At 39.7% G+C, this 20,268-nt stretch carries 22 protein-coding genes; 4 read left to right on the forward strand and 18 right to left on the reverse strand.

The genetic code is table 11. From position 1 onward, the window contains the following. Nucleotides 1-155: 155 nt before the first annotated feature. From I4V44_RS09215 to I4V44_RS09240, 6 genes are all read right to left on the reverse strand, one after another. The gene (locus I4V44_RS09215) at nucleotides 156-860 is read right to left on the reverse strand and encodes a LytR/AlgR family response regulator transcription factor (RefSeq protein ID WP_025578142.1); all 705 of its coding nucleotides are present in this window, start codon (nucleotides 858-860) and stop codon (nucleotides 156-158) included. A 202-nt stretch (nucleotides 861-1,062) separates the two neighbouring features. Then, nucleotides 1,063-1,812: an ATP-binding protein gene (locus I4V44_RS09220; protein WP_118137647.1), complete on the reverse strand. Its 750-nt coding sequence runs from the start codon at nucleotides 1,810-1,812 to the stop codon at nucleotides 1,063-1,065. Nucleotides 1,813-1,884: 72 nt separating this feature from the next. Further along, nucleotides 1,885-2,079 (reverse strand): hypothetical protein, encoded by a 195-nt coding sequence (locus tag I4V44_RS09225; RefSeq protein ID WP_118247149.1) that lies wholly within the window; start codon nucleotides 2,077-2,079, stop codon nucleotides 1,885-1,887. Nucleotides 2,080-2,095: 16 nt separating this feature from the next. After that, nucleotides 2,096-3,913, reverse strand: coding sequence for a cobaltochelatase CobT-related protein (locus tag I4V44_RS09230; RefSeq protein ID WP_196002638.1), 1,818 nt, complete (start codon nucleotides 3,911-3,913; stop codon nucleotides 2,096-2,098). A 6-nt stretch (nucleotides 3,914-3,919) separates the two neighbouring features. Then, nucleotides 3,920-4,852 carry an AAA family ATPase gene (locus I4V44_RS09235; protein ID WP_019162591.1) on the reverse strand — a complete coding sequence of 311 codons (933 nt, stop codon included), beginning with the start codon at nucleotides 4,850-4,852 and terminating at the stop codon, nucleotides 3,920-3,922. 85 nt (nucleotides 4,853-4,937) lie between these two features. Further along, the gene (locus tag I4V44_RS09240) at nucleotides 4,938-5,708 is read right to left on the reverse strand and encodes an ATP-binding protein (protein WP_119253947.1); all 771 of its coding nucleotides are present in this window, start codon (nucleotides 5,706-5,708) and stop codon (nucleotides 4,938-4,940) included. 168 nt (nucleotides 5,709-5,876) lie between these two features. On the opposite strand from I4V44_RS09240, the gene I4V44_RS09245 reads away from it, so the two are divergent. Continuing rightward, nucleotides 5,877-6,524, forward strand: coding sequence for a TetR/AcrR family transcriptional regulator (locus tag I4V44_RS09245; RefSeq protein ID WP_196002639.1), 648 nt, complete (start codon nucleotides 5,877-5,879; stop codon nucleotides 6,522-6,524). Here I4V44_RS09245 and I4V44_RS09250 read toward each other — a convergent pair. Beyond that, on the reverse strand, nucleotides 6,446-7,072 hold the full coding sequence (locus I4V44_RS09250) for a DUF3786 domain-containing protein (protein ID WP_196002640.1): 627 nt from the start codon (nucleotides 7,070-7,072) through the stop codon (nucleotides 6,446-6,448). The genes I4V44_RS09245 and I4V44_RS09250 overlap by 79 nt on opposite strands. Before the next feature lie 322 nt (nucleotides 7,073-7,394). Between I4V44_RS09250 and I4V44_RS09255 the strand changes: the two genes are divergently transcribed. Next, the gene (locus I4V44_RS09255; protein ID WP_196002641.1) at nucleotides 7,395-7,832 is read left to right on the forward strand and encodes an Rrf2 family transcriptional regulator; all 438 of its coding nucleotides are present in this window, start codon (nucleotides 7,395-7,397) and stop codon (nucleotides 7,830-7,832) included. 308 nt (nucleotides 7,833-8,140) lie between these two features. Further along, entirely contained in the window at nucleotides 8,141-8,725 is a 585-nt protein-coding gene (locus I4V44_RS09260) for a cytidylate kinase-like family protein (protein WP_196002642.1), read from the forward strand. A 160-nt stretch (nucleotides 8,726-8,885) separates the two neighbouring features. On the opposite strand, the gene I4V44_RS09265 is transcribed toward I4V44_RS09260, so the two are convergent. Both I4V44_RS09265 and I4V44_RS09270 read right to left on the reverse strand, forming a co-directional pair. Continuing rightward, nucleotides 8,886-9,362: a GNAT family N-acetyltransferase gene (locus I4V44_RS09265; RefSeq protein ID WP_196002643.1), complete on the reverse strand. Its 477-nt coding sequence runs from the start codon at nucleotides 9,360-9,362 to the stop codon at nucleotides 8,886-8,888. Between the two features lie 32 nt (nucleotides 9,363-9,394). Further along, nucleotides 9,395-9,883 (reverse strand): pyridoxamine 5'-phosphate oxidase family protein, encoded by a 489-nt coding sequence (locus I4V44_RS09270; RefSeq protein ID WP_055054291.1) that lies wholly within the window; start codon nucleotides 9,881-9,883, stop codon nucleotides 9,395-9,397. A gap of 319 nt (nucleotides 9,884-10,202) precedes the next feature. Between I4V44_RS09270 and I4V44_RS09275 the strand changes: the two genes are divergently transcribed. After that, entirely contained in the window at nucleotides 10,203-10,781 is a 579-nt protein-coding gene (locus tag I4V44_RS09275; RefSeq protein ID WP_008706729.1) for a TetR/AcrR family transcriptional regulator, read from the forward strand. Nucleotides 10,782-10,790: 9 nt separating this feature from the next. On the opposite strand, the gene I4V44_RS09280 is transcribed toward I4V44_RS09275, so the two are convergent. The 9 genes from I4V44_RS09280 to I4V44_RS09320 all read right to left on the reverse strand — a co-directional run bounded on the left by I4V44_RS09280 (nucleotide 10,791) and on the right by I4V44_RS09320 (nucleotide 20,204). Next, nucleotides 10,791-12,335, reverse strand: a complete 1,545-nt coding sequence (locus I4V44_RS09280; protein WP_196002644.1) for an AMP-binding protein — start codon at nucleotides 12,333-12,335, stop codon at nucleotides 10,791-10,793. 103 nt (nucleotides 12,336-12,438) lie between these two features. Then, nucleotides 12,439-12,669 carry an acyl carrier protein gene (locus I4V44_RS09285; protein ID WP_055054282.1) on the reverse strand — a complete coding sequence of 77 codons (231 nt, stop codon included), beginning with the start codon at nucleotides 12,667-12,669 and terminating at the stop codon, nucleotides 12,439-12,441. 26 nt (nucleotides 12,670-12,695) lie between these two features. After that, nucleotides 12,696-14,084 carry a condensation domain-containing protein gene (locus I4V44_RS09290; protein WP_008706732.1) on the reverse strand — a complete coding sequence of 463 codons (1,389 nt, stop codon included), beginning with the start codon at nucleotides 14,082-14,084 and terminating at the stop codon, nucleotides 12,696-12,698. Between the two features lie 300 nt (nucleotides 14,085-14,384). Continuing rightward, entirely contained in the window at nucleotides 14,385-15,371 is a 987-nt protein-coding gene (locus I4V44_RS09295) for an alpha/beta hydrolase (RefSeq protein ID WP_196002645.1), read from the reverse strand. Between the two features lie 204 nt (nucleotides 15,372-15,575). Beyond that, nucleotides 15,576-16,514 (reverse strand): DMT family transporter, encoded by a 939-nt coding sequence (locus I4V44_RS09300; protein ID WP_062807980.1) that lies wholly within the window; start codon nucleotides 16,512-16,514, stop codon nucleotides 15,576-15,578. A gap of 218 nt (nucleotides 16,515-16,732) precedes the next feature. Further along, the gene (locus I4V44_RS09305; RefSeq protein WP_025577511.1) at nucleotides 16,733-16,927 is read right to left on the reverse strand and encodes a hypothetical protein; all 195 of its coding nucleotides are present in this window, start codon (nucleotides 16,925-16,927) and stop codon (nucleotides 16,733-16,735) included. A 78-nt stretch (nucleotides 16,928-17,005) separates the two neighbouring features. Continuing rightward, nucleotides 17,006-17,863: an EamA family transporter gene (locus I4V44_RS09310; protein ID WP_118586219.1), complete on the reverse strand. Its 858-nt coding sequence runs from the start codon at nucleotides 17,861-17,863 to the stop codon at nucleotides 17,006-17,008. 1 nt (nucleotide 17,864) lies between these two features. Further along, complete coding sequence (locus I4V44_RS09315) at nucleotides 17,865-18,491, reverse strand: hypothetical protein (protein WP_022381326.1); 627 nt, start codon at nucleotides 18,489-18,491, stop codon at nucleotides 17,865-17,867. 435 nt (nucleotides 18,492-18,926) lie between these two features. Beyond that, on the reverse strand, nucleotides 18,927-20,204 hold the full coding sequence (locus I4V44_RS09320) for an L-cysteine desulfidase family protein (protein WP_118331485.1): 1,278 nt from the start codon (nucleotides 20,202-20,204) through the stop codon (nucleotides 18,927-18,929). Nucleotides 20,205-20,268 lie beyond the last annotated feature (64 nt).

Below are 20,268 nucleotides of genomic sequence, written 5' to 3' on the forward strand. Positions count from 1 at the left end.
TATAATTTTTGAAAATTCATGTATAGAATAATATTTACTCAAAGAATCAACTCCTTTCAATAATATTCTACTCTAATATCTTATAACACTCAACATGTACTTATATGATTTTATAATTTATATTTAACTGTTAATAACCTCCATTTCGCATGAAATCATTCCATATTGAGGTTTTGCAGAAGCAGATTCATGAATTCTTTTTTTCTGGTTCTGCTGACAGGTATATGTACATTATGGATCACACAATCAGAACCAACAAATCCCTCTACATGATTCATATTTACCAGATATCCCTTTGCACATCGAAAAAAATTATGTACCGCAAGTTTTTCTTCGAGTTCTTTCATCGTAATTCTTGAACAGTAATCTCCTCTCGAAGTATGATAAATTACATTATGTCTCTGCCCCTCAATAAAATAGATATCTGCTATATCTATCTTTACAACTCCTTCCCCAATCGGAATCGTAAGAAATTCTTTAACCTCAGAACGCATACGACCAACTGCTTTATCCAGTTTCTGCGAAAAAGAAAAATACTCAACTGGTTTTACTACATAATCCATTGCATCAACTTCGTATCCACGTACTGCATATTGAATCATATTTGTAATAAACATGATAATTACTTTCTGATCCATTTGACGAATTTTTTCTGCTGCTGTCATACCGTCCATGAACCGCATTTGAATATCCATCAGAATAATGTCAAAACCGCCATTGTAATTTTCAGTGATATCTTCTCCATCACCAAATACTGTAACCTTTATTGATCTTCCCCTTTCCGTTTGATATTTCCGGATATACTCTGTTAATTGTTTTACGTAAATTTCTTCATCTTCCACAATTGCAATCTGTATCATCCTATCCCTCCACAAGAATTGCATTTTTTGTAACTGTTCAATCACACAATATAGTCCCAGGTTTTTATTGTTATTTTATAAATAACTTTTGTTCCAGTATATCACTGCATCTCTCTTGCGTCAAGTGGATGTAATATTACAAATTATATCTGTATAATCTGGTTTTCTTTTATCATATATCCACAGTAAATCTCCTCATTCTTTAAATAGAAAGTAGAAATTCTGTTAAGTTTTCAATAGCATCTGGTTTTTCTGATAGTTCTTTCCCCATCAGTCCCTCTCTCATAATACTAGTATCCGCACTAAGAGATACAGCGACTCGACTTGAATTCCATACAGCTTCATACATCATTTCCTGATTCTCTTTTGTTACTTTATTGAGAACGTAATAAAATGGTTTTCTAATACTTTCCGATAATTCCCCGATTTTTTTGGAAAGCTGTAGGGATTCATAGGATGGATCTATAATTATCAATATCAAATCTACACCGTTATCAATTCCACGTCCAAAGTGTTCAATACCAGCCTCCATATCCATTAGCGCAAATTGGTCTTCTGTAAGCCTGAGATTTTGGATAAATTGAGTCATAACAGTTCCCATAGCACAAGAACACCCTTCATTTGCTTGATGAATTTTTCCACTGCTCATCAGTTTTACACCATCCTTCAGACTATAATAATCTTCCGGTATATCATCTATAGTCCAGGTTTCCTCAAAAAACTGATGAGTAAATTTTGATAACATCATATCATTTAAAACATTTTGCTTACCACCGAAATAGTCTGTAAAATCTCTGGGAAGCTTCATACCTAGCTGTCGGTGTAGACCATAATTAGATTCATCGGAATCAATTACCAAAATTTCTTTTCCTCGTCTGGCTAAAGCCTTAGCCAAAAGACTGGTTACTGTACTTTTTCCACATCCACCTTTTCCGCAAACTGCTATTTTCATCTGTTATCTCCTTTACCCGTAATCTATTATGATTTATAATTCCAGTTTCTCTATAATACCTTTTAAGGCTTCTTACTCCACTTCCTCCAGTTCTGTTCCTTCTGGAAGAATATATCCGCAGTTATCACATACTCCGTCCTCTGCGAGTATCCCGTCTTTCACAAAGGCTTCAATGCCTCCCGGTTCATGACAGTGTGGACAATCTAATTCCTGTATCTTTTTCTGATTTCTTACATCCTGGCAATTGGCAAATTCAATTTTACCCATAGTGATTCCTCCATTTTTATTCCATATCAATTTGTCTTCGCAAAAAAGTTCCTACCATACGGGAAAAATTGCTGATATTACGAATATAGGCAAAGTCTTTTCCATAGATTCTCTTTTCCACGGAGAGCTCTTCTTCATTCCCTACAAAAATACCAATTACGAAAATTCCCTGATTTCTGGCCCGACGCACCTCATATGCAGTATCTTTCACAGCTCCTTCTCCGTCATAGATCTTGGGCTGGCGGGTTCCTGGTCGTTGTATGCTCATATCACAGGGTTTTCCATCACTTAATACGATTAAAATCTTATTTTTTTCCGGTCGCTCCATGAGAGAGGAACAGACTGTTTTCAGTGCAAGCCCATCTCTGTTATTGGCATACGCCCGAAATTGAAAGATTCTTTCATTTGTTTCCCTTGGATCTTCATAATCCCGAAATCTCTGAAGTACTGTATATCCCCAGAAAGCACAGTATCCTGTCACCCGATGAGGAATTCCTGCCTGGCTTAATGCTTCACTGATAATATATCCCTGCGCCGCTACCTGAGCCTGTCTGCCAGCTTGGGAACCACTGGAATCAATCAGGACGTCTATTACAAACTCAGAATCTTCTGCTCTCTTTTTTCTATTAAATAACTTGTCATCGTCTGTTCTTCCAATTTTCCATAACCTTTCAGGAACAAGCTGCCCTGCATCAGATCTGCTGACAGAATCATCCTTTCGGATTATAAATGCCCGTTTCAGTGACTCTGCCAACACAGAAATATTTCTTTTGATGATCCAGTGATTATTTCCATAATAGGCTTTATTTTTTTCAAACTGCAGCTGAGAAAAACGGTATTGATTATTTTTTATGACAGGGTTCTGTAAAATTCCATCTGTAAGATACAGGATACAGTTTTTGTGGATTCCTGTACAAAATTTCCGGTTGATTCTGGCCTGCTCCGATTCACTCAGATACGATTTCCCGTAATTCAGTTCCACATATTCCCGTATCCGTCGCACTGCCTGTGGATTTATATTCTCCGAGCTTTCCGGAACTTCTTCATTTTCCGGAGAGAAATAAAATCTTTTTTTCTTTTTGTTTCTGATATCCAGACTCATCATCTTTTTTTTGAGATTAGAAAGATATTTTTGAATGATGTCTTCCATCTGTTCATCCGTCATGCATTCCTGCCACGCGTCATTGGCTAATGCCATATCCGGTAAATTCAGAATCTTCTCCAGATTTCCATTCCTTTTTTCAAAAGAGAGATCCAGAACATGATTATAAATCTCATCTATCACGTTTATGACATCTTCCGTATTTTCCGCATCCTTCAGAGAAAGAATCTTGTACAATGCAATCTCTGCCTGTGGATCCATTCCCTCATCGTCTGTGTTCTCCAGAACATGCCTTATATACAGAAGCCTAATCCTGTGAATCAGGTCTGTTCCAGCTTTGTCTGATACCTGCTCTTTCTCGGCCTTTTCCAATTCTCTGAACGCCTGTTCTCTGATTTCCTTTGTTCCCAAACGTTCTCGAATGATAAAACGCTCCACAGCAGCATCCATGCATAATCCAGCAAGAGGCAAAAGTATATCTTCTCCAGCAGAAAAATGTAATTTTTTCATCAAATACATGCCAAGTTTCTTCTGATCAAAATATCGTGCAAAGGCACCCTGCTTCACTGCCTCATATAGAACCGTTTGTTTTGAATAAACATATTTTTCTGTGTCCGGTTCAAATTCCATATCATAATCACCACTGACTGTCCAAAAAAGATTTCTGATACGATTGCTGATCTCCAGACGATGTTCTTCCAGTTGTTTCGCCGGCCATCTGACATCCTCCATACAAGTTTACCCCCATATGTCTTTTCCGGTCCAGGAAGATGGGATTCTGGTAGAAACCACATCTTCTATGATCTCTTTTTCAAATACATCAAAACTTTTATTTATGATCCCCATCTGGATTGCATCAATTGGAGAAAGTCCGCTTTTTGTTGCTTTTACAGCAGAAACCAGTCCTCTCAGGTCAAGAGATTTTGTTGAGATTTCTCCATGATAAGCTTTGATCTGCAAATCCAGAAACAGTCCTGCAAAAGCTTTCAGTGCACTTTTTTCCCCATCTGGAAAATGTTGTCTTAATACAAAAAGGACACTATCCTCATCCATTTCAGGCATATCAATTACCATAAACCTTGAAACCAATGCTTCATTTAGCTCTCTGGTACCTGCGTAGCCATAATTCATCGTGCCGATAAATCGTGTTGCCGGATGAAGTAAAATCCTGTTATATCCTGGAATATCGATTCTGCGCCGATGATCCAGTGTGGCATGCAGTACAGAAACCGCATCATTTTTTGCCATATTGATTTCGTCCAGGATTCCAAATCCTCCAAATTCCGCGCATTGGTAGATGGGGCCTTTCCGAAGGCGAACCTCATTATTTATAAAGGTATCCGTTCCAATCAGATCGGCACTGTCTGTATTTACATGAAAAGAAATGTCGTATTCCGGTCTTCCGAATATCCATGCCAGTGTCTCACATAGTACATTTTTCCCTGTAGCTTTCGCACCGGAAAGTAACAGGTTATCTCCCTGAAGAAGCGCTGCTATTGACATTTCCAGAATCTTTTTCCCATAAAACAGGATATCCGGTTTTTCTACCCGTTCCTTTACCTGATCCTCTACCTCATAACGCATGTGAAAATCTCTCAGTTCTCCAATTAGTTCCTGCGCTATCTTCTGGTCTTCTAAATATTTTTCTATTTCTGCCCAATGATTTCTCATGAAGATTTTCCTTTCTTTACAATTAGTTATGCCAAATCAGATAATATTTCTGTTTACTCAATCTTCAAACTTTCAATCCTCCAACTCACAATCCCAACTTCTTTACAATTTCTCCCAGTGCACTTCTTACAGGAGAATCTTTCGGAAGCTGTATGATCGGCTTTCCATCACAGTCATACTGATATACCTGGTCATCATGTGGCACAACCCCTAACAATTCCAGTCCCTGATTTCGAATTTCTTCCAGAGTTCCGGCATCCAGTTTTCCATCCGGAACACGATTCACGATTAATCCAGTTTTCTGTGGTTTAAAGTTTAACTCCTTCATCAGCTTTGCAATACGTCCGGCTGCCTGAACACCTCTTCTGGAACAGTCACTTACAAGAATCGCAACTTCCATCATTGGCAGGATTCCTCTGCTGATATGTTCCATACCTGCTTCGTTATCAACCACAATATATGGATAATGACCTTGCAGTTTCTGAACCTGGGTCTGCACAAGACCATTTACAAAACAATAGCAGCCCTGTCCCTGGGTTCGCCCCATTACCATCAAATCATAATCGTCTTCTTCTGCAATTGCATCGGAAAGACGCATTTCCAGATATGCCTGTTTTGTCATACCGGAGGGAATCTGATATCGTGGGTCTATGCCTGCCCGCTCAATTTCTTCTCTCAGCTCCCCAAGTGTGACCTCCGGCTCAACACCGAGCACTTCGTTCAAATTTGCATTTGCATCTGCATCCACCGCCAGGACCGGACGTTTTCCGCTTTCACATAAATACTGGATCAACAATCCACAAAGAGTTGTTTTTCCTACGCCACCTTTTCCTGATACTGCAATTACATGTCCCATGTTTTTCCTCCTAAAATTCTGAACAATCTGTTGACTTTTTCTTTAAACCTCATTATAGTTGTTACTATATAAATTACAATAATCAATCTGTGAGATTTGTATGGTTACTCAACACATCAGAAAAATTGTTGAGAAATCATATGATACTAACTAATACAGGAGTATATAATGTCAGAAAAAACGAGAAAACAAGATCGCCGTACCCGCTATACCAGGCAAACCATAAAAGATACGTTCTTAGAGTTGTTAAATCAGAAAAGTTTTACGAAAATTACAGTTACAGAGATCTGCAAAAATGCTGAAATCAACCGTGGCACTTTTTATCTTCATTACTACGATATCCATGATGTATTATCAGATATTTTTAATGATATGACTCAGGATATGTTAACAACTGTAGATCATTTATTCTGTCTAAATCAAAAAAGCTGTTCCTATCCGTTCTGTCAGAAAATACAGATGGAATCACAATACAGGGCACTGTTTCTGGATGATGCAATTGCCCCTATTCTTCTGGAAAAAATAGCAGAAAATACAAAAGAAGGCTATGTGACCTGGCTTATGTCACACAGCCTCCTGACCTTTGAACAGGCAGAATCGGTTTTTTATTTTCAAATGAATGGCTGCCTTTCCATCAACAGACTGATGCTCCGCAATCACTGTAATGACTGGAAACAGATTCAGACAGTAATCGACAAATTTATCAAAGCCGGACTGGAAAGTTTTCTGATTCATGATCAGAGAGAAGAAAATGCTTCCGATAATTTTTGCAACAAAATTTCTCCAACTGTTACCGCATCTTCTACACTTAGATAATGATCGGCATGATCCTGAAGAAATATTTTGCCAGATACAGGAAATTCTTCATCTGCAAACCATATCTTTAAAGTTACCGGATATCTTGGCAGAACTGGAAAAACAGCACACAGATCCGCCTTTGTCTCTGTGAATTCTGCACCCAGGTTTTTACATGCTTTCTGAATTTTCTCAGGATCTTTATCCTGCAAAAGTTTTTCCAGTTTCTGCTCTGCAGTCCGGTCAAACTTGGTTCCTCGAATCAATCCATCTTTCAGGTTACCAAAAGTAATGAGCTTCTGTGAACCTTCTGTTCCATCGGCCATGTCCAGATAATGCAGCAATGTCAGATAATGCCATTCGTCCATGTTTGAGTTAATACGAAACTCAGGGAGTTGAATTTCAATCGTTTCATAAAAACTCAGTACTTCAAGCACATTTCGGCTGCTATGAAAAACAGCCCCACTTTTTGCAGCAATCTCCTCTCCAGAACGATTTTGTAACCGTTTTACTGCTGCCTGAAACATTTCCTGAAATGCACGATTTTCTGTTTGATTTTTGTATTCCATAAGTTCTCCTTTGTAAATATTTTATCGCATCACGTAATAATCAATGTTTATTCAAGGATTTTGGTGGTTTCATAAATTTGTCTACGATCAGCATATTATACAATCCTCCGTAAGTTTCATTCCTGTGTTGACTTTTCCTTTAAATTTCATTATAGTTGTAATTATATTATTTACAATCATCAAAATAATAAATATGCACAGTTTCTCAACACATTGAAAAGAACTGCTGAGAACTTGAAATGTTTTAGACAAACCAGAAATATTTTTGTCTCAAAAATGTGAAAGCAAAATCATTATATCATACTACAAGGAGTTTCTTATCATGAAATATTCAACGAAATTAAGTGATACTGTTCATGTGATGGTTCTGATTGCTATCAACCAGGAAAAATCTCTCTCCAGCGCCTCAATTGCAGAAAGTGTCCATACAAATCCCGGCTTTGTACGCCAGCTTATGTTAAAACTAAAAAGAGCCGGACTTATGACCAGTGTAGCCGGACATGCCCGTCCTTCTCTTTCAAAACCAGCAGACCAGATTACATTGCTGGATATTTATAAAGCAGTTGAAGGTGATAAACCATTGCTTCATTTAGATACTCATACCAATCCGGATTGTGGCGTTGGCATTAACATTCAGTTATCTTTGCAGGGATTCTATAATGAAATTCAAAAAACTACTGAAGAAAAAATGAATACGATTACTTTACAGGATATCATAAATACCTATTATCAACGAGCATCCATGCAAAATGATTTATAAAACATTATATGACAGGAGAATATTCTTTTTCAGATATTGTAAAAGCACTTGATATCTACGAATTGCTCCGCTGCAAAGCAGCTCCCACAATTCTCATCATATCTCAATATGAGGTATTTGTCTAATATTTCTATCAAGCAAATATTTGTCAGACCAATTTGCCATAAGTACCAGAATATCAGGATTTGCGAAGGCAATTTATAGTAGATTTTGGCATATACATTTCGATTTTTTTTGAGTATAATAATTCCGAAAAAGTACTTTGATAGTAAATTAAATGCGACATCATTGCACAGGAGGCATGGGATATGATTATTACAATAGCAAGACAGTGCGGAAGCGGCGGACATGAAATAGGAAAAGAACTGGCTTCCAAACTTGGACTGGAACTCTATGACAGAAAGAAACTGGAAGAAGAGGCCAAAAAACTTGGAAAGCTTGACGAAAACAAAGAATTTTTCCAGGAAAAGGCAGTAAACAGCCTGCTCTACAGCATTGCTGTAAGCTACGGAGACAGCAATCCGATGGAAAAATCTTTTGAACTTATACGTGAACTTACGCAGCAAAAATCTGCCGTAATCATCGGACGCTGTTCAGGAGCGATCTATGCAAATGATCCTGAGGCAACTACTGTTTTTCTTCACGCAGATAAAGACTGCCGTATCAAACGTGTAATGGAACGGGACGGTATTAATGAGAAAAAAGCTGCAAAGCTGATAAAGGAAGTGGATGAGAAAAGAGCATCTTTCCACAAATTCTGCACAGGCAAAGAATGGGAAGACGCCAGCCAGTATCAGCTGTCTATTGATACAGGCAAACTTGATATTTCCGATACAGCAGACATGATCATAAATTATATCAATGCTAAAAATATCGGACAAAAGCACCTGTAATTCCCAAATAACACTGTAAAAATCAGGCACAAGTTTCCGAAATATGACTTGTGCCTGATTTGCATTTTCTTTTAATATTTACTGTTTGACTGATCGGATTCATCCATCGGATATCTCTGTAAATTCGCAGATAGACTTCTCAAATATGCTATACAACGCATCAATGTTCCAGGATATATTCCATCTGCCTTTCTTTTGTTTTCATACCCATTTTTTCATAGAACTTTTCGGCTGAAGTATTTCCTGCCCATACATTCAGTGTCACTTCATAACAGCCCATTCGCTCTGCTTCATTTTTTACATATTCAAACAACCTCTCGCCGATATGCTGTCCTCGAGCCTGCTGATCAACACATAGATCATCTATAAAAAGAGACTTAAACGGCACCATATTAGTTGAAAAAGGCTGTTCCTGTAATTGGCAAAATGCATATCCTACACAAACATCTTCCTCGTTCACTGCTACATATATGGGTTTTTCTTCTTTTTCTAATAGCTCTGTCAATTGGCTTACAGTATATTTTGTGGTACCGGGAATAAAAATATCAGGTCTTATATCTGCATGGATCTGCAATACCTGTCCCAACAATTCAATTATTCTTAGAATGTCTTTTTCTTCTGCTTTTCTAATAGTCATTTTTGTCCTCCAAGTAACAAATTATTCCCAATTTATACTACTGGATTTGCCGGTAATGGTCTGTACTTTGCAGTATAATAATCACACTCAATTCGAATGACACTGACAATTGAAACCAGCCGCTCATTAAACTCAAAATCCTTACCCGTTTGTATTTTCATTAAGGCGCTCATGGCCTTAATTTTTTCTTGTGGTGCTTCCACAATCTCCGCAGTTCCAAATCCATCAAAAGAATAATAACTACACCCATATTGGCAGGCCACTTTACCTGAAAATGGCTGAACATCACACTCAATCTGAACACAGCAGTCTGAATTGTTTCTGATAATGTCAAGCTTACGGCCTTCCAAAGCACCGTGCACATAAAATACAAGTTTATCATTTTCCATAACATAACCGTAGTTCACAGGAACTATGTATGGCTTTCCCTGATCCACCAGCCCAAGGTGCAAAACCTTGCCAGAATCAAGTATATGTATGATCTCATTAAGTTCTGTTACCTCTCTGTCTCTTCTTCGCATATAAATCCTCCCATCATACCTCTGATATTTCCATTTTTTCTTCTCCGGATAACGGATTATTCTATAGTCAGTTTAATCATAGCACATACATTCCTGCTTGACAAATACATCGCAATGCAATGTAGCATAATATCTTCTCACGACCAATTATGGATATGGGATTATGCAGAAAGTAAAAGAATTGACAGAGAATGAACATATTCTGGGACTAGAGCGTGTTTGAAAAAGGCTCTGGAAAGTCCTGGAAAAAATAATTTTTTTATGGTCAGATTTGTGATATACTTTATGTATTACTTACAGACTCCCGGGGGAAACAACTATGCAAAATATAATTCCCGATGAAAGATATTCTGTGGCTGACGAGGCCATTTTAGGTGCTTTTTTCAAATTGTTAAAAGAAAAGAAACCTGACAGGATTACTGTATCCGACATCACTAAAACAGCTGGTATTGCCAGAAGTACCTTTTATAATCACTATCAGGACATCCCTTCACTGATCTCTGCAGTTGAGGATAAAACTATTCATGATGTTTTTTCCATGATGGAAAATTTCCAGCCAAAAAATGACCGGGATATCTGCAGTTCCTATTTTCTGACTCTGTGCCGGTACACTATGGAAAATCCTTTTCTGTCCGGTCTTTTGAGCACGCCTCATGGCAATGATCTGTTTGAAAAAATGCTGACTATGCTCCATCATTATGTTACAGAAACTACATCTAATTCCAGGCCTGACAGGCATACAAAGGAAGAAGTTTCCTATGTGATCACCTGCGCCATCGGCAGTACCATCGGCGTTCTCCACAAATGGAGCCGGGATAATTTTAATCTGGCACCGGAAGTGATCGCTGATATTCTGTCTGAGGTTTTTTTATCCGGTATGCTTCCACTTTTATCTTAAGCCTCTGTCTTATTCCAGAGGCTCATCAATCAGGACATCCTGTCTCCTGATTTTTTTTGTTGTGTTGCGGATAAACGGATTTTTGCGGACAACCAATCCTGTAATGCGGCGATAGGTGGGCTGATTTCTGTTATATTCATCCAGAAATGCCTGAAGCTGTGCCTGAATTGCCTCTGCATCCAATGCTTTCGCTTCCACAACAGCCTGCTCCGGATAGATGCGGGCGGTCAGTCCATTGTCCTCACCTGTGACGATCACTTCTCCTACCAGCGGATTCAGAGCCAGCTTATTCTCAATCTCCTCCGGAGATACATTTTCACCGTTGGACAGGATGATCAGGTTCTTCACACGTCCATTGATAAACAGATAACCGTCTTCATCCATATATCCCTTATCACCTGTATGCAACCAGCCATCCTTTAAAGTCTCTGCTGTCTCATCAGGCATCTGATAATATCCTTTCATAACGCTACTGCCTTTTACCAGGATCTCACCGTTTTCAAATCTTATCTCTGCATTTTCAAGTGGTTTTCCAATAGAACCCTTTTTATTGTTTTCCAGTGTATTATTGCTGATAACAGGAGAGCATTCTGACATTCCATAGCCTTCCAGTACTTCGACGCCATATTCTGCAAAACAGTCAATATAATACGGATCCAGATGTGCACCGCCTGTAAAGATAATGCGCAGTTTTCCGCCGAATACCTTTTCTGCCAGAACTGCCTTCGGGATTGACGGATCAGCGGCAGCCAGTCTCTTATAAATAGTTTCGATCATCATTGGAACCATAAGCATAATATCCGGTTTGAAAATACTCATATTCCTTACCATATGGAGCAGGGAATCATTGATGCAAAGAGTTGCACCCAGAGAGAATCCCTTCAGCCAGTCCATAACCAGGCAGAATGCGTGATGGATTGGAAGCACACTGAGCACGGCAGTTCCCGGTTCTGCCGTAATCTTTACTGCCTCAACATTGGAGGCCAGATTATTCTGTGTCAGCATAACACCCTTGCTCTTTCCTGTTGTTCCGGAAGTGAAGATAATGGTCGCAATATCCTCTGCATCCGGGCAGACAGAATCTGATGATGCACTCTTTCCTGCATTTCGAAGTTCACCAATACCGTATACCTTTGCCGGCGCATCTTCTACCTCTTCCTGAAGCATCCACACCTTCTGAAGTTTCGGACAGTTTCCAAGAAATGCATCCAGATATGGTCTAAGCTTCGGACTTAAGAAAAGAGCGGCGGAATCGGAACGGTTAAGCAGATCGATTAGATCCTCACAGGGAAGTGCTGCATCCAGCGGTACTGCTGTGGTACATCCTGTAATGATTCCCAGATAGCTTTCCATCCACTCTACAGAACTGGTTCCGATCAGTGCAATGTGCTTTCCCTCAAAGCCTTCTGCAAGAAGACCTTTTCTGGTGGAAACTACATTTTCCATCAGTTCGCCATAGCTTCTTTCCATAATTTCCTTTTTCTTGAGCCATTTTACTGCTTTTACTTCATCAAATTTACGTACACTTTCTTCTAATATATTTCTGATCAGCATATCTGTCCCCCATTATTTTCTGAACTGTTCAAGTTATGGATATCCTGTCAGGTACAAAATATCCTTGACCCTGACATCTTTATAAGTTTTGCTTCGAAAAAAATTACTGAAGTTCTTCCAGCAGATTTAAGGCTTCGCCAAGAGTTGTGATCTTCAGCACTTCGCTCTCGTCAAGTTCAAGATCAAAGGTATCCTCAAGCTCACCTAAAAAGGACATAAAATCCAGAGAACTGAAACCCAGATCCTCGCGGAATCTCATTTCATTATTCATTTCTTCCGATGCTACCTTGCTATACTGTGCTACGATATTTTTAAATTCCATTTCCTGATTCATTGCATTTCCTCCTGATATTGATTTAGTTAAACCAGTTCCATAATTTCGCCGATGCTCATATCCGGCTCTGCGATTCCCTTGAAAAGAATACGCATCATATAATAATAGAGCAGTTCCATATCATGTTCCTCCAGATGAGCAGTCTGGTAATGATAGGAGAAGTTCATACCTCCATCTTCTGTATGGGATACAGTCAGATACATCTTCTTGGTGGCTGCACCGTTTGCAAACCATTTTGCATGCTGACGGATAGTTCCAAGCATTTCATTCTCTACCTTCACAGTCATTGGCTGGTAAGTCAGATAACAGCTCTCATATCCTGTATGCTCCGGTGTATTGTATCTCTTTCTCATCTCATCCATAATAAATGCCGGATCGTAATTGCTGTGCATGTAGATACGATTCTGCATATTCTGGATCTCATAAGCAGCAGAAAGGAAATCTGTCTCCGGTGCGATCACTGTTCTGCATGGGAACATGATAGTTCTGCTTCCTCCTGAAGTCCATTCATCATGAGTAGAACGTCTGGATATAAAGTTCTGGATAGTGATATCTTCCTGTCCGTTATTTACCTTTGACAGATAGGTACGGATGCCAAGCAGAAGAAGGTTTGTCATAGACAGCTGATGGTTCATACAGAAATCGATCAGATTTTTAGTTGGTCCCGGCTCCAGATAATAATCCTTAACTGCCACAAACAGATCCTTCATCTCAATGTCAGAAGAACGAAGTTTTGGATTTCCATGACGTTTTCTTGCTTCCTCCAGTACGGACGGTCCCTGAATATCAGAATACAGAGGTTCGCCCAGTGCATCCAGCTGATCATCCCAGAATTTCTTATCTTTTGCAAAACGTTTCTCGTTGCCTGCTTTTGCAAGATCTTTTTTCAGTACTGTCTCAAAGTCTGCCAGTTCCTGCGGATAGGCTGTTCCATATTTATAATAGGTATATAACTGAAACAGATCACCGATCATTACTACCAGACCACAGGAATCGATCAGTCTGTGATCCATATGTACAAAGAAACCATTATATCCTTCCGGCAGCTTCAGCATAGTAAACTCGCACATGGGAATGTCATCACCGTCAAAGGTTTCGTATGCCCACTGCTGCATCAGCTCGTCTGCTTTTGCAAGGCTTCCCATTCCTGACAGATCCTTGAATCCGATATCTCTTGGATCCTGTTTTACAAGGTATTGCTGTACATTTCCGTCTTTATCAGGCTTCGTAAAACGGATTCTGGTGCATCCGGAACGTTCTGTCTCCATCTGAATACATTTTTTTAATAATCCAAAATCCAGTTCAGCCTGTACAGACGCCACAACACTGACACCGGATACCTGCTGTGTACCGTAATCCATGATCCAGTTATGGTGCATTTTCTGTGCTGCTGTTAAAGGATAGTAGTTTGTCATACTTTATTTAACCTCCATCACCCGTTTTTTCTCTTTTCCCGGGTACAAAAACATTACATACTTGTTCAGTAGCCCACAGTTATTTTAAAAATAATGTACTGGCAGCTACAACATTACTTTTTTATTACGTGACAAAAAATAGCACAGATTTTTCCCAAATACCAGTACCCTCAGCACTTAATGAACACTTTACATAAAATTGACCGAGACTTATCATGCATTTAACAAAACGCATCTGATAAGTCCCGGTCAGGGATTGTTATCATTCGTAATCGCCTTTGGCGGTTGAAAACAGTCACATTATTTTTCAGAATTACTGCCATCATATTTCTCAAAAAACTCCATCACTGTACGCTGATACAGTTCCGGATCTGCATAGGCACTGCACAGATGCCTTGCTCCCGGTACAATGACCAGCTCCTTTGGTGCTCTGCACAGCATATAGTTCTGGAATGAATTGTTCGGGTATACATAAGTATCCTTCTCTCCATGGAAGAAAAGGACAGGTCTTGTATTCCTTTTCATAGCTTCTGTGGTATCTGCATCTTTCATACGAAATCCTGCCACAAAATGGCACAGACAGTCCATTTCCTTCAAAAGCAAAGGGATATAATGCAGATGGAACCAGTTGTCAGCCATATCCCGCATCTGTCTTTCCATAGACTGAAAACCACAGTCTGCGATCAGTCCCTTCACCTCTGACGGAAGCCTGTATCCGGATGCCATCAGTACAGCGGCTGCTCCCATAGACTGTCCATACAGATAGATTGGAAGCTTTTCTTTATTTCTCTCGGACACATAAATTGCCCAACGCTGCACATCCCATTTTTCCTTTGCTCCAAAGGTAATATATTTTCCTTCACTTTCTCCACAACATCGCTGTTCCATAAACAGAAGATTACATTGATGCTCATGGAGATATTTTGCCATAAATGACAGGGAACCAAATCTGCTGCCCCTGTAACCATGGCTTAAGATAACAAACCGCTTTGCATGCTCTGCCGGCAGATAGAATCCGTGGAGTTTTAATCCATCCACGCTTTGGATATAACAGTCCTGCATCTTCTGAGCCTCGCACCATGCCCTGCTCTCATCATATTCCTTTGCGTATCCGTTTCTGGGATGATTATCCCGTATATGAGATAATTCAAACCATTTCTTTCTTTCCTTTTTCCTTCCCCCTCTTTTGCAGCAGACCACCATGTTAAAAAAGCGCCAGCCAATCTCCATAATTCCCGAGAAAAAAAGCAATACTGCTGCTGACAGCTTACAAATTTTTTTCTTCATCTGAATTTCTCCTGTTCTTTTTTAGATTGATATCCAGAAATATTCATTCCTGCAAGATAAAATTCTATTTTATTATGCTCTTTTTTTCATAAAATAAAAAGAGCCGCCGATTTCTTTCCAGACTTCCCGGATTACGGAATCAGTCAAGCGGATATCCGCAATCTGCTTCGCTACTTGCTTATAACCGAATAACTGCTCCGCAGTTTATCGAGACATTTTTTTCTTGCAGTTAACAATATAAATTCCTGTGCAAACCAGAATCAGTGCTATCAAACTTCCAATATTAAATGCCTGCTTCACCTCTCCAAGCATCAGCGCAGACAAAATCACACTGCACAGGGGATTGACGAATCCAAAGATTGCAACCTTCGAAACATCATTCCATGCAAGCAATACAGACCAGAGTGTATATGCCACTGCTGAGACCATTGCCAGATAAAATATGATTGCCACACCTCCTGCTGTAACATTTCCCAGATGACCGCCCATTCCCACTCCTATCAGAGTCAGAACGATGCCGCCCATCGTAAACTGCGTTCCGCTCAGTACTACCGGCGATACTTTTCTGGAAAAAAGATTAATCAGAACTGTGGAAATTCCATAGGATAACTGAGCAATCAGAATAAATCCCTCTCCTGTCAGCTTAAACCCCATATCCAGGGAATTTCCCATCAGATTGATTACCACAACTCCCGCAAATCCCAGAACACATCCGGCAATTTTTCTGCCTGTCATCCGTTCACTCCGAAAAGCCAGACAGGACAGAAGAATTGCAATAAAGTTTCCAAGTCCGGTAATAATAGCGCCCTTGACTCCTGATGTATGTGCAACACCTATATAAAAGAAGAAATACTGTCCCACTGTCTGCGCCAGACATACCGGAACTGCGTATTTCAAAATTTCCCTGTCAGGAATCATCACTTTCCTTTCTTTAATGGAAGCAAAGATCAACACCAGAATCCCTGCCAGCGTAAAACGAACTCCCGCAAAAACAATCTGGCTCGCGGTATCTGCGGAGTCTACCTGCATCAGACGATAGCCGGTCTTGATCACCGGAATCGCACTTCCCCACAAGATGCAGCAAACACAGGCAAGAAGCGCTACAATACCGGTTTTTGTTAATGTATTTTGTTTTTGTGTCATTTGTAGTTTTCTCTCTTTTCATTTGTATTTCTGTATTTCGCCTTTCCATTGTATCACAGATTTCTGAATAATTGTTAGTGCTTTTTGACACTTTCTTTATTTTTAAAAACACAAAATTTTACGGCATTTTGAGTAAGAAATCAAAAAGCAGAAATGTCTTTCACGAATAAAATCGCTTCAGACATTTCTGCTCTATCTGCTACCCTGTCTGATATACTTCAGACACAGGATAAATATACAATTTGGGGATAACGGTCTGCGTATTCTTTTTCCAGACCGCATCTTTCCAGAAGTTCTTCCACTTTTCTACGAGTTTCGGTACGGCTTATCCCCATATTTCTCAGGCTTTCTCCGATTCCGTCCCCGAGCGTACAACGTGGATCAAAGGATTCCATTGGCATCTGAAATACCATCTGAATATCCCTCTGCTACCTGAAAAAGCCAGTTTCCGCAATTATATTTTTCCAGATAGTTTTTCTTTTTTATAATAGTTATATCAGCAAAGCTAACGTTCCAACAACAATAAGAAGCAGTCCTGTCCCTGATTTCAATGACAGTCTTTCATGGAATACAATATATGAGAATGCAATGGTCACAAGGATACTCAGTTTATCAATCGGAACTACCACACTGGCCGGACCTGTCTGAAGTGCTCTGTAATAACATAGCCAGGAACCGCCTGTTGCAACTCCGGAAAGAATAAGGAACAGCCAGCTTTTTCTGTCAATGTTATTAACCGTATTCTGCTTTCCGGTCACAAATACTACTATCCACGCCATCACCAATACAACAGCAGTCCTGATCGCAGTTCCAAGATTTGAATTAACATCCTGAATTCCAATCTTTCCCAAAATAGAGGTAAGACTGGCAAAAACAGCGGAACCGACTGCATAAAGCAGCCACTTCTTATCTTCTGCCTTCTCCTTTGTTTCCTTTTTCTGTATCATCAGATAAGTACCGATACCGATAAGAATCATTGAAACAAATTTCAGCCACGTTATTTCTTCCCTGAGAAAAATAAAAGCCAGCAGCATCGTTATCACTGTACTCGATTTATCAATTGGTGTTACTTTATTGATATCTCCAATCTGCAGTGCTTTGAAATAGCATAGCCAGGATATCCCCGTTGACAGTCCTGACAAAATCAGAAAGATCAGGACTTTTGCTGAAATATCTCTGATTCCGCTTTGTGCCCCGACCACAAATACCATAAGCCATGAAAAGACTAACACTACACCGGTTCTTAATGCTGTCGCAACATTAGAATCTGTGTTTCTGATTCCGCATTTTGCCAATATGGCTGTCAAGCCTGCAAACAGAGCAGAACCAAATGCAAATAATATCCACATATTATTTTCCCTCCATTACCCAGGCAAATGCTTTCGCAATTCTTATATCCGGTTCTCTAAAATGATTGCCCTGATTCCATTCCAGGTTACAATTGATCCCATGCTCTATGAGCCACCCATATCCCATCCGGATACAGTTTCCAACCTGTGACATCACCGAATTTCTCGTTTTTTCTTCTCTGTCACCAAGACTTAGATAAACTGTCTCACTTTTAATTTCATGTTCCTTCATATACTCAATAAATCCCGGAAACCAGACAGACGGTGAAGCAGCTGCAATGCCGGAAAATACATCTGTCTGATATGCTGCCCATAACGAGAACAGCCCCGCAAGAGAATATCCCCCGATATAATATGTCCTGCTTTTGTCTGTGCATAATGTCAGAATCTGCTCCAGTGTCCTGACAGCACCATCACCAAAGTCTTCATTTCCGAACACTGCCGGTGCTTTCCATGGAGACAACTCATAATTCCAGTCATCAACTTTTGCAGCAATGAGTCTGAAATCTGTTGAAGTCCGTTTCCGGATTTCTTCAACCTCATTCTTAAGAACAGATAATTCATGATCACCAGTCAACTGAATCAAAACAGTATCCGCATCTGGATTTCCATACTCATATATAGTCATATCTATCTGCTTACCTCGTAAAAATTTTTTACTTTCTCAAGTTCCTTGACTTAAATTTTATTTTCAGCAAATTCAGTCAAACAAAAAATCTCTTTATATTGACTCTATTCTTCACTTTCTTTATTTCAAGTCATTCATAATTCCATTTTAAGATGACCACAATTCTGCTTTTCTTGTTTTAAGTCATTCATATTCTCTTCTATACATGACTGTAATTGTACTTTTTTCGTTTCAGGTCATTTTCATCGGTTTCTTAAGATGACCGTAATTATACTTTTTTCGTTTCAGGTCATTTATATTCCTATTTTCAGATGAACATAATAGACGAATTGAAATTTATAGTCATTATTTTTTCTTGTCTTATCACAAAACCAGTGCAATTATGTCTTTTTTTCAGCAGGAGAATATACCGGTCTTTTTTACTTTGTCATAAAATCAAACACGCTCTAACATAATCCGCAGAATTTCTTTGTCTGTTTCTTTCATTCCTTCTTTGCCGATCTGTCCTACACAGCTGATGGTTTCGCCGGCTTCTTCCTTGAGGATTCCAGTGTATGGCGCATAGGACTGACCGTTCATAGCAAGATGATGTGCCAGGAATGCAGCATCAAGACTGGCGGCGATTTTCGCTGCACAGGATATTTTCGCTCCATCACAGATGATTCCCGGAATATTGGCAAGAGTATTCTCTATAGTCTTCTTGATCACTGAAAGTTCGCCACCTCCCATGTAGGTAATCCCCGCACCGGCTGCACAGGATGCGGATACCGCACCGCAAAATGCGGAAAGTTTACCGATATACTGTTTCTGGTATACAGTTAAGAGGTTAGAAAATACCAGTGCACGGTAAAGTACATAGTCCGGAAGTTCCATTTCTCTGGCATACACGATCAGTGGTACGGAACAGGCAATCCCCTGGTTTCCGCTGCCTGAGTTGATGACTACCGGCATATCGCATCCGCCCATTCTGGCTTCGGAAGCTGCGGCTGTGAGGCTGCGCATTTTGGTAAGCATATCATTGGAATAGGTTTCGCGTATTATCCGGCCGATTCCAAGACCGTATTTACCAGTCATTCCTTCATGAGCGATTGCCATATTGCTGCGGATCTGATTTTCTATAATTTCTTTGACATCATCAAGTTCTACAGTATCTGCAAATGTTTTAATATCTTCCAGATTGAGCAGAGTTCTGTCTGCTGCAGCCGGAGTTTCACCGGATTTATGATCTGAATCCAGCAGGACTTCCTGGTTCTTTACAATTTTGGTTACATTTATATGATCGTATTTAATTTCCAGACTTACTGTGTCATCTCCAGCCTGCATTTCTATGATAAAGTGCAGGACTACCGGGGAGTCCAGAAGTTCTACTTTGCATATCTTTTTATCCAGAAGTTCACAACATCTCTTTCTTCCAGATTCATTTACCTTCGAAAGAACTTCCATGTTCAGGGATGGGTCTCCGGCTACTGCACCGAGGACTACACCTGCTTCAATTCCAGTCAATCCGCCGGAGTTTGGAATGATAACACAACGGACATTTTTTATAATGTTTCCACTGCATTTTGCAGTGATATGTTCCGGTTCTTTTCCCAGAACTTCTCGTGCTCTGGCTGCTCCATATGCCAGTGCGATCGGTTCTGTACATCCCATTGCAGGAATCATTTCTTCTTTCAGAATGCCTATGTAATTCTGATATATTCTCTCATCTAACATTGTGCTGATGTCTCCTGTTCATTTTTAATATTTATTCAAGTATGACATAACACTATCAGAATGT

It is taken from the genome of Blautia sp. 1001283B150304_161114_C9 (genome assembly GCF_015668165.1).
Taxonomy (GTDB): Bacteria; Bacillota; Clostridia; order Lachnospirales; family Lachnospiraceae; genus Blautia_A; species Blautia_A wexlerae.

What these genes read in the sequence shown, in the direction of transcription:
- I4V44_RS09215 (WP_025578142.1), bottom strand. Translation starts at nt 860, where the DNA reads ATGATACAGATTGCAATTGTGGAAGATGAAGAAATTTACGTAAAACAA.
- I4V44_RS09220 (WP_118137647.1), bottom strand. Translation starts at nt 1,812, where the DNA reads ATGAAAATAGCAGTTTGCGGAAAAGGTGGATGTGGAAAAAGTACAGTA.
- I4V44_RS09225 (WP_118247149.1), bottom strand. Translation starts at nt 2,079, where the DNA reads ATGGGTAAAATTGAATTTGCCAATTGCCAGGATGTAAGAAATCAGAAA.
- I4V44_RS09230 (WP_196002638.1), bottom strand. Translation starts at nt 3,913, where the DNA reads ATGGAGGATGTCAGATGGCCGGCGAAACAACTGGAAGAACATCGTCTG.
- I4V44_RS09235 (WP_019162591.1), bottom strand. Translation starts at nt 4,852, where the DNA reads ATGAGAAATCATTGGGCAGAAATAGAAAAATATTTAGAAGACCAGAAG.
- I4V44_RS09240 (WP_119253947.1), bottom strand. Translation starts at nt 5,708, where the DNA reads ATGGGACATGTAATTGCAGTATCAGGAAAAGGTGGCGTAGGAAAAACA.
- I4V44_RS09245 (WP_196002639.1), top strand. Translation starts at nt 5,877, where the DNA reads ATGTCAGAAAAAACGAGAAAACAAGATCGCCGTACCCGCTATACCAGG.
- I4V44_RS09250 (WP_196002640.1), bottom strand. Translation starts at nt 7,072, where the DNA reads ATGGAATACAAAAATCAAACAGAAAATCGTGCATTTCAGGAAATGTTT.
- I4V44_RS09255 (WP_196002641.1), top strand. Translation starts at nt 7,395, where the DNA reads ATGAAATATTCAACGAAATTAAGTGATACTGTTCATGTGATGGTTCTG.
- I4V44_RS09260 (WP_196002642.1), top strand. Translation starts at nt 8,141, where the DNA reads ATGATTATTACAATAGCAAGACAGTGCGGAAGCGGCGGACATGAAATA.
- I4V44_RS09265 (WP_196002643.1), bottom strand. Translation starts at nt 9,362, where the DNA reads ATGACTATTAGAAAAGCAGAAGAAAAAGACATTCTAAGAATAATTGAA.
- I4V44_RS09270 (WP_055054291.1), bottom strand. Translation starts at nt 9,883, where the DNA reads ATGCGAAGAAGAGACAGAGAGGTAACAGAACTTAATGAGATCATACAT.
- I4V44_RS09275 (WP_008706729.1), top strand. Translation starts at nt 10,203, where the DNA reads ATGCAAAATATAATTCCCGATGAAAGATATTCTGTGGCTGACGAGGCC.
- I4V44_RS09280 (WP_196002644.1), bottom strand. Translation starts at nt 12,335, where the DNA reads ATGCTGATCAGAAATATATTAGAAGAAAGTGTACGTAAATTTGATGAA.
- I4V44_RS09285 (WP_055054282.1), bottom strand. Translation starts at nt 12,669, where the DNA reads ATGAATCAGGAAATGGAATTTAAAAATATCGTAGCACAGTATAGCAAG.
- I4V44_RS09290 (WP_008706732.1), bottom strand. Translation starts at nt 14,084, where the DNA reads ATGACAAACTACTATCCTTTAACAGCAGCACAGAAAATGCACCATAAC.
- I4V44_RS09295 (WP_196002645.1), bottom strand. Translation starts at nt 15,371, where the DNA reads ATGAAGAAAAAAATTTGTAAGCTGTCAGCAGCAGTATTGCTTTTTTTC.
- I4V44_RS09300 (WP_062807980.1), bottom strand. Translation starts at nt 16,514, where the DNA reads ATGACACAAAAACAAAATACATTAACAAAAACCGGTATTGTAGCGCTT.
- I4V44_RS09305 (WP_025577511.1), bottom strand. Translation starts at nt 16,927, where the DNA reads ATGGTATTTCAGATGCCAATGGAATCCTTTGATCCACGTTGTACGCTC.
- I4V44_RS09310 (WP_118586219.1), bottom strand. Translation starts at nt 17,863, where the DNA reads ATGTGGATATTATTTGCATTTGGTTCTGCTCTGTTTGCAGGCTTGACA.
- I4V44_RS09315 (WP_022381326.1), bottom strand. Translation starts at nt 18,491, where the DNA reads ATGACTATATATGAGTATGGAAATCCAGATGCGGATACTGTTTTGATT.
- I4V44_RS09320 (WP_118331485.1), bottom strand. Translation starts at nt 20,204, where the DNA reads ATGTTAGATGAGAGAATATATCAGAATTACATAGGCATTCTGAAAGAA.